The organism is Streptomyces sp. LS1784 (assembly GCF_020103755.1).
Taxonomy (GTDB): domain Bacteria; phylum Actinomycetota; class Actinomycetes; order Streptomycetales; family Streptomycetaceae; genus Kitasatospora.
The window spans coordinates 1-6,948 of record NZ_JAHSQD010000437.1; the positions used below are offsets into that span (position 1 = coordinate 1).

Consider the following 6,948-nt stretch of genomic DNA (forward strand, 5'->3'; position numbering starts at 1 on the left):
CCCCCGCCGGGCGGCGGCGACCCGCGGCCGGGTGGAGATCCGGATCTCCGACCGGGGCGCCCACGAGATACCCGAGGCGCGCGAGTGGCTGATCACGGGCGCGCGGGCGGACGGCCCGGCGGGGCCCGCCCTGCACAGCCTGGTGCTGGCCGCGGGCGGCGGGCTCACGGTGGAGACCACCCCCGGCGGCGGACTGACCGTGGTCCTGCTGCTGACCGTCGCGCGGGAGTGACGGGAGCACCCGCCGACCGCCTCCACCGGCGGGCCCACCCCGCCGAACCGGGACACTGTCGTCGAACCTGCGCCTGCCGGGCGAACGACGCGAGTTCGACGGCGGCGCCCTAGACTTGCCCCATGCCCCGGCTCAACGACCAGGTCAGGGAACTGCTCCAGGAGTACGCCGATCTGATCAACATCACCGGCGGGGACGCCTTCCGGGCCCGCGCCTACGAGAAGGCCGCCCGTGCGGTCGGCGGCCACCCCGAGGACGTGGCCGGCTTGGACGTCAGGGGCCTGCAGGAGATCCCCGGCGTCGGCAAGTCCACCGCCGAGAAGATCGCCGAGTTCCTCGCCACCGGAACCTTCCCCGCCCTGGAGGCGCTGCGCGCCGAAATCCCGTCCGGCGTACGGGAGATGATGGTCGTCCCCAGTGTCGGGCCCAAGCGAGCCCTCGCCCTCTACCGCGATCTCGGGATCGCCTCGGTGGACGAACTCGGCGCGGCCGCCCGCGCCGAGAAGCTCGCCGACCTGCCCGGATTCGGCGAGCGCAGCGGCGAGAAGATCCTGCACGGCATAGAGCTGATGCGGCAGTCCGGCGGCCGCACCCTGCTGGACACCGCCACCGAGCTGGCCGAGCAGCTGGTCGCCGCGCTCTCCGCCGTCCCCGGCTGCACCCGCTGCACGTTCGCGGGCTCGCTGCGCCGGATGCGCGAGACGGTGGGCGACATCGACATCCTCGCGACCGCCGAGGACTCCGCCCCGCTGATGGCCGCGCTCACCGAACTCCCCTATGTCGCCGAGGTGATCGGCAGCGGGAGCACCAAGACCTCGGTCCGCACCACCCAGGGCGTACAGGTGGACCTGCGGGTCCTGCCGGAGGAGGACTGGGGAGCGGCGCTGGTCTACTTCACCGGCTCGAAGGCGCACAACATCAAGCTCCGCACGATGGCCGTCCGGGCCGGGCTGAAGCTCTCCGAGTACGGACTGTTCGAGGTGGACGGCGGCGCCAAGGTGGTCTCGGAGACCGAGGACGAGGTGTACGCGGCGCTCGGCCTGCCGTGGATCCCTCCGCCGCTGCGCGAGGACCGGGGCGAGATCGAGGCCGCACTGAACGGCGGGCTCCCGGAGCTGGTCCAGGAGTCCGACCTGCGCGGCGACCTGCACACCCACACCGACCTGACCGACGGGCTGGCCACCCTGGAGGAGATGATCGACACCGCCGCAGCCCGCGGTTACTCCTACTTCGCCGTCACCGACCATGCCCCGGACCTGGTGATGCAGCGGATGACGGACGAGAAGATGCTCGCCCAGCGCGAGCAGCTGAGGCAACTCGCGGGCCGGCACAAGAAGTTGCGCCTGCTGCACGGCACCGAGCTGAACATCGGCCCGGACGGCGGGGTGGACTGGCCACCCGGGTTCCTGGCCGGCTTCGACGTCTGCGTGGCCTCCGTGCACTCGCACTTCGCCCTGAACCGGGCCGCCCAGACCCGCCGGCTGGTCCGCGCCTGCGAGAACCCGTACGTGCACGTCATCGGGCACCTCACCACCCGCCGGATCGGCCGGCGCGGGCCGATCGACCTCGACCTGGACGCGGTGTTCGAGGCCGCCGCGCGCACCGGCACCGCGATCGAGATCAACAGCTCCCCGCAGCGGCTCGACCTGCGCGACGAGGACGTCCTGCGGGCCCGGCGGCACGGCGTGCGCTTCGCGATCGACAGCGACGCGCACGCCGCCGGCCATCTCGCCTACCCGCGTTACGGCATCGGCACGGCGCAGCGCGGCTGGCTCACCGCCGGGGACGTGATCAACACCTGGACCTGGCAGAAGCTGAAGCACTTCCTCCGCAAGGACGCGGTGCCCAGGTAGCCGCGGGGCGGCCCCGGCATCGAGGGGCGCCCGCGGAAACGCCATTCCCCGCCGCAGGAGGCCCCGGGCGAGGCCGGCACCCGGGCTGCGGTGCCCGAGCCCGGCCGCGCGCCCGAGGTCTCCGGCGTCCGGGAAGGCGCCCATGCTTGACGCTGGCATGCCACCACCGGAAGGATTCCCGGATCATCCGACCGGCCCGCGGCACCCACCCGCGGGCCGCCCGACCCCGGGAACCCGCCTTGACCCTGCGCCCGTTGCTCCGCCGCGCCGCCGGTCTGGTCGGCGCCGCCGTCCTCACCCTGGCCGGCACCCTCACCGCCGCCGGCCCGGCCCACGCCGACTTCGGCACCGACTACCACGACCCGGTCACCGCCACCAAGCCGCTCACCCGCCCCGACACCCGCTCCTGCACCGTCGAGGTGATGCACGAGCGCGAGTTCCGCAACGGGTACGGCAACCCGCCGGACACCCCGTACGACACGACCCTCGCCCCGCCCGCCGACTGCGCCGGCCCCTGGTCGGCGGTGGTCCTGGACCTCCACGGGCAGGTCGCCGGACGGCAGTTCGACCGGATCTTCAGCGTCCGCGTCGGCGGCGTCCAGGTGCTGCTCTCCTCCACCCCGGAGCCGTCCAAGGACGGCATCGCGTGGAGCGTCGAGCACGACGTCACCCGCTACGCCCCGCTGTTCGCGAGCGGCCCGCAGGAGTTCTCCTTCGACCTCGCCAACGTCACCGACTCCACCTACACCGGCGTCTTCACGATCAGCGCGAGCCTGACCTTCTACACCGCGGACGACCGCCGGCCGGCCGCCCGCTCCGCCGACCGGGTGCTCACCACCGGGCCGTTCGGGCTCACCCAGGCCGCCCCCGCCGCCGGGCGCGACCTCACCTTCCCGCAGAACCTCGAACGCCTCACCGCCGAGGTCTACGCCCGGGGCGGCGGCGCCTGCGAGGAGTTCGCGTACGCCTCCGCACCGGACGCCTTCGCCGCCGCCAACCCGGGCACCGGCATCTGCGGCAAGGGCCCGTTCCGCGAGCTGCGGCTCACCGTGGACGGCCGGGTGGCCGGCGCGGTCTGGCCGTACCCGGTGATCTACACCGGCGGCTGGGACCCGCTGCTCTGGCGGCCCGTGCCCGGCGTCTTCGCGTTCGACCTGCCCGCCTACCGGCTCGACCTCACCCCGTACGTCGGGCTGCTGCTGGACGGCCGGCCGCACGCCGTGGGCGTCACCGTGAACGCCGCCGAGGCTCAGAGCAACGACGTCTGGACCGGCCAGGTCAACCTCTTCGCCGAGACGGACCACGGCGCCGCCCGCACCACCGGGCAGCTCACCGACTACCGGGTCGCTCCGGAGGCCACCGTCGCCACCGACCTCGCCGACCACGGCGGCGGCAGCGGCGACTGGACGGTCACCGCCGCCCGCAACGACCTCGCCCGGGGCTGGGTGCAGACCTCGCACGGCCGGATCACCACCGAGGTCCGCGACGAACTCGCCTTCCGCTCCGCCCAGCGACTGCGCGACGGCGGCAACGACGTGACGCTGCACAACGGCACCGACCTCACCCGCACCACCGCCACCTGGGGCGGCGGACCGCACCGCACCACCACCGTGCACGAGGGCGAACCGCTGGACGTCGGCTACAAGGTGAGCCGCGACGCGGCCGGCAACACCGACCAGTCCACCACCATGGACCTCGGCTACCACCGTGAGGCCACCACGGCCACCGGCGGCCACATCACCGAACGCTCCACCGTCGACCACACCCTGCGCCCCACCGCCCGGCGGCACGACGGGGACCGCACCGTCCGGACCGGCAGCAGCACCGAGGAGTACCGCAGCACCGGGCCCGAGGGGCCGTACCAGCGGACGCTGAGCTTCGTGGACGGCTGGCCGCGCCCCTGAGGGCGATCCCCGCTGCCCGTATTGCGAAAATTGGTCGGATTCATGCCGCTCACCTCTGGTGCACGGCGCGTAGGAGGCGCATGATGGGAAATGGACCTGCGAGGTAGCTGAAGGAAGTTCGACCGCAGGAGGCAGTGGCGACGGATCGAGACGGATCAGGGTCTGCCGCTGAATTACTACCTCGGTCGACGATCGAACTACCGGCCGGAGGACGTCAAGTCCGGAGGCCACCCCAACCTCGTAGGTTCAGCGCGTCCACGGAGCATCCCCTCGGCCCCGTGGACGCGCCCCCGTCCGTACGCCCCTCGGCTACCGCCCGCCCGCCCAGCCCATCTCCCAGGCGTGCACCGCGATCCCGACCCGGTTCGCCACCCCGAGCTTGCGCTGGATGCTGGCGACGTGGGTCTTCACCGTCCCCGGCGAGATGAACAGCTCCGCGGCGATGTCCGCGTTGGTGAGGCCCGCCGCGACGTGCCCGGCGATCTCCACCTCCCGCTCGGTCAGCGGCACCACGAGCCCCGGCCGGCGGCGCTCCGGTCGGCGCGGCGCCGTCACGTGCCGCAGCAGCCGGACCGTGACCGACGGGCTGATCAGGCTCTCCCCGTCCGCCGCCGCCCGTACCGCCTCCGCCAGCAGGGACGGGCCGGAACGCTTCAGCAGGAAGCCGGACGCCCCGTGCTGCAGCGCCGGGTACACGTACTCGTCCAGGTCGAAGGTGGTCAGCACCACCACCCGCACCGGCTCCGCCACCCCCGACCCGGCCAGCCGCCGGGTCAGCTCCAGTCCGTCCATCCGCGGCATCCGGATGTCCACCAGCGCGACGTCCGGCCGCAGTTCGGCCGCCAGTTCCAGCGCGGCGAGCCCGTCCGCCGCCTCGCCCACCACCTCGATGTCCGGCTGGGCCGTCAGGATCCGCCGCACGCTGCGCCGGACGGCCTCCTGGTCGTCCGCGATCAGGGTGCGGATCACCCGCGGGCCCGCGCCGTTCGTACTCGTCACGCCCAGCAGTGTGGCGCACTGCCGCCGGACGGGAAAGTTCACGCGGCGGACCCGGCCCGGTTCACCTCCGTCCGGTGGGCCGGCCGCCATGCTGTTCGACAAGTACCGCGTGGACCTGGTGGTCTGCGGCCACGAGCACCACTACGAGCGCTCGCGCCCGATCCGCGGCCGGCAGCCGACCGACACCCGCACGCCGGTCCCGGTCTCCACCGACACCGAGACGATCGACACCACCAAGGGCGCCGTCCACATGGTCGTCGGCGGTGGCGGCACCCCGGCCCCGTCCAACCAGCTCTTCTTCAGCCCCGCCAAGGCCCGGGTGATCACCGGCGTCGGCGCCGCCGACCCGGCCACCGGCAAGCGCCCGCCGGTGTACGTGATCGAGGACGCCCCCTGGTCCGCCTTCCTCCGGGACGCCGACAACCCGTACGGCTTCGCGACCTTCGACGTCGACCCGGGCGGTCGCAACGGGCAGACCACCATCGGCGTCACCTACTACTCCGTCACCGGCCCGTACGGGGACCTCGTCCCGGTCGACCGCTTCACCCCGACCCGTCCGCGCGGCACCCGCGGCGGCGGCCGGGGCCACTGAGGCCTGCCTGAAGAGGGGGGATTACCCCCCGTTCGCCGGCCTGCTGCCCCGACGCGGCATCCACCTGCCGGCACCATGGTCCAGCCGATCTTGAACGCCCAGGCTGAGCACATCCGAATTCCCGAATGGAAGGAACTGTCCGTGTTCAGTCCCAAGCCGTCCCGTCGCCGTGCCGTCCGCGCCGCAACCGTCGGGACTCTCGCCGCCGTCGCCTGCACCACCCTCATGGTGGGCAGTGCCGGGGCGATCGTCAACGGCGGTGACTCCACCGAGCGCTACCCCTTCATGGCGGTGATCCCGATGTCCGCCCCGGAAGCCGGCCTGCTCGACGGCAACTGCGGGGGGTCGCTGATCGACCGCCAGTGGGTGCTGACGGCGGCGCACTGCGTGACCGGGGAGGGCATCGAACTCGACGGCACCGTCCGCATCGGCAGCGACCGGCGCAAGACCGGCGGAACCGTCCGGAAGATCGACCGGGCCTTCGTCCATCCCGGCTACGTGAACGGCGACGGGCGGGGCCCCAACAAGGACGACCTCGCCTTGGTCCGCCTCGACCGGCCCGTCGCCCAGCAACCCATCAAGATCACGAAGGAGGCGGGCCGCCCGGGTACCCCGACCCGGCTCCTCGGCTTCGGCACCACCGTCGACGGCCGGTTCGACTTCCCCGACCACCTGCAGGAGCTGGACACCCGCCTGGGCGCCGAGTCCGAATGCGCACCCGGCTACGCCGGCCCGACCAGGCTGTGCACGGTCAGCCCCAAGCCCGAAGCCATGGCGTGCCACGGCGACTCCGGCGGCCCGCAGCTCCAGAAGGCCCGCAACGGACGGTGGGAACTCGTCGGCGTCACCTCGGGCCCCGGCGTCCCCGGCGTACCGTGCTCGGCCGGCCCCGGGCTCTACACCAGCGCGCCCGCCTACGCGAACTGGATCGAGCAGACCATGAAGGCCAACAGCAGCCACTCACTCAACGAAGCCGACACCGTGCTCGCCGACCGGATGGCGGACACCGGCGCCACGTCGGCCGAACTCCCGTAACACGCCCGGCCGCTGACACCGTCACGGCACTCGGCCGGCCGACCCCGTCGCTGTTCGCACCCGGCCCCGCCCTCGTACGGGCCGACTCCTCGCCGCGCACCGTAGCTCGGAGACCCGACACACCCTGCCGGATCAGCCGAGCACGCGCAGCCGAGCCGGAGTCGTCCTGGCCACTCTGATCCTCCGGATCCGAGAACCGGCCAGGTGATCAGTTGCCGGCCGGGCCCCTGGCCGACAGCCGCAGGGTGTACCTGACGGCACCCGTCGGGCCGGCGGAGACCGCCCGCAACGCGTCACCCCTCCGCCGTGCCCCTCCGCCGTCCACGGAAGCGG

Annotated in this window: 6 protein-coding genes; 5 read left to right on the plus strand and 1 reads right to left on the minus strand. The window is 73.2% G+C overall.

Annotated features, from left to right (window positions below; translation table 11 throughout):
• The 3 genes from KS423_RS33825 to KS423_RS33835 form a co-directional block, all read left to right on the plus strand.
• On the plus strand, nucleotides 1-232 hold a 232-nt coding region (locus KS423_RS33825), incomplete at its 5' end, for a hypothetical protein (protein WP_224283575.1).
• 122 nt (nucleotides 233-354) lie between these two features.
• Nucleotides 355-2,085 (plus strand): DNA polymerase/3'-5' exonuclease PolX, encoded by a 1,731-nt coding sequence (gene polX, locus KS423_RS33830; RefSeq protein ID WP_224283576.1) that lies wholly within the window; start codon nucleotides 355-357, stop codon nucleotides 2,083-2,085.
• Between the two features lie 239 nt (nucleotides 2,086-2,324).
• A complete protein-coding gene (locus tag KS423_RS33835) occupies nucleotides 2,325-3,989 on the plus strand; it encodes a peptide-N4-asparagine amidase (RefSeq protein ID WP_224283577.1) in 1,665 nt (554 codons plus the stop codon).
• Nucleotides 3,990-4,298: 309 nt separating this feature from the next.
• On the opposite strand, the gene KS423_RS33840 is transcribed toward KS423_RS33835, so the two are convergent.
• Nucleotides 4,299-4,988: a response regulator transcription factor gene (locus KS423_RS33840; RefSeq protein WP_224283578.1), complete on the minus strand. Its 690-nt coding sequence runs from the start codon at nucleotides 4,986-4,988 to the stop codon at nucleotides 4,299-4,301.
• Nucleotides 4,989-5,076: 88 nt separating this feature from the next.
• Between KS423_RS33840 and KS423_RS33845 the strand changes: the two genes are divergently transcribed.
• Both KS423_RS33845 and KS423_RS33850 read left to right on the plus strand, forming a co-directional pair.
• Nucleotides 5,077-5,580, plus strand: a complete 504-nt coding sequence (locus KS423_RS33845) for a hypothetical protein (RefSeq protein ID WP_224283579.1) — start codon at nucleotides 5,077-5,079, stop codon at nucleotides 5,578-5,580.
• A gap of 141 nt (nucleotides 5,581-5,721) precedes the next feature.
• Nucleotides 5,722-6,615 (plus strand): trypsin-like serine protease, encoded by an 894-nt coding sequence (locus KS423_RS33850; protein ID WP_224283580.1) that lies wholly within the window; start codon nucleotides 5,722-5,724, stop codon nucleotides 6,613-6,615.
• Nucleotides 6,616-6,948 lie beyond the last annotated feature (333 nt).

Excerpts from the sequence above, each read along its gene's own strand:
- polX (WP_224283576.1), top strand. The coding sequence starts at position 355 with ATGCCCCGGCTCAACGACCAGGTCAGGGAACTGCTCCAGGAGTACGCC.
- KS423_RS33845 (WP_224283579.1), top strand. The coding sequence starts at position 5,077 with ATGCTGTTCGACAAGTACCGCGTGGACCTGGTGGTCTGCGGCCACGAG.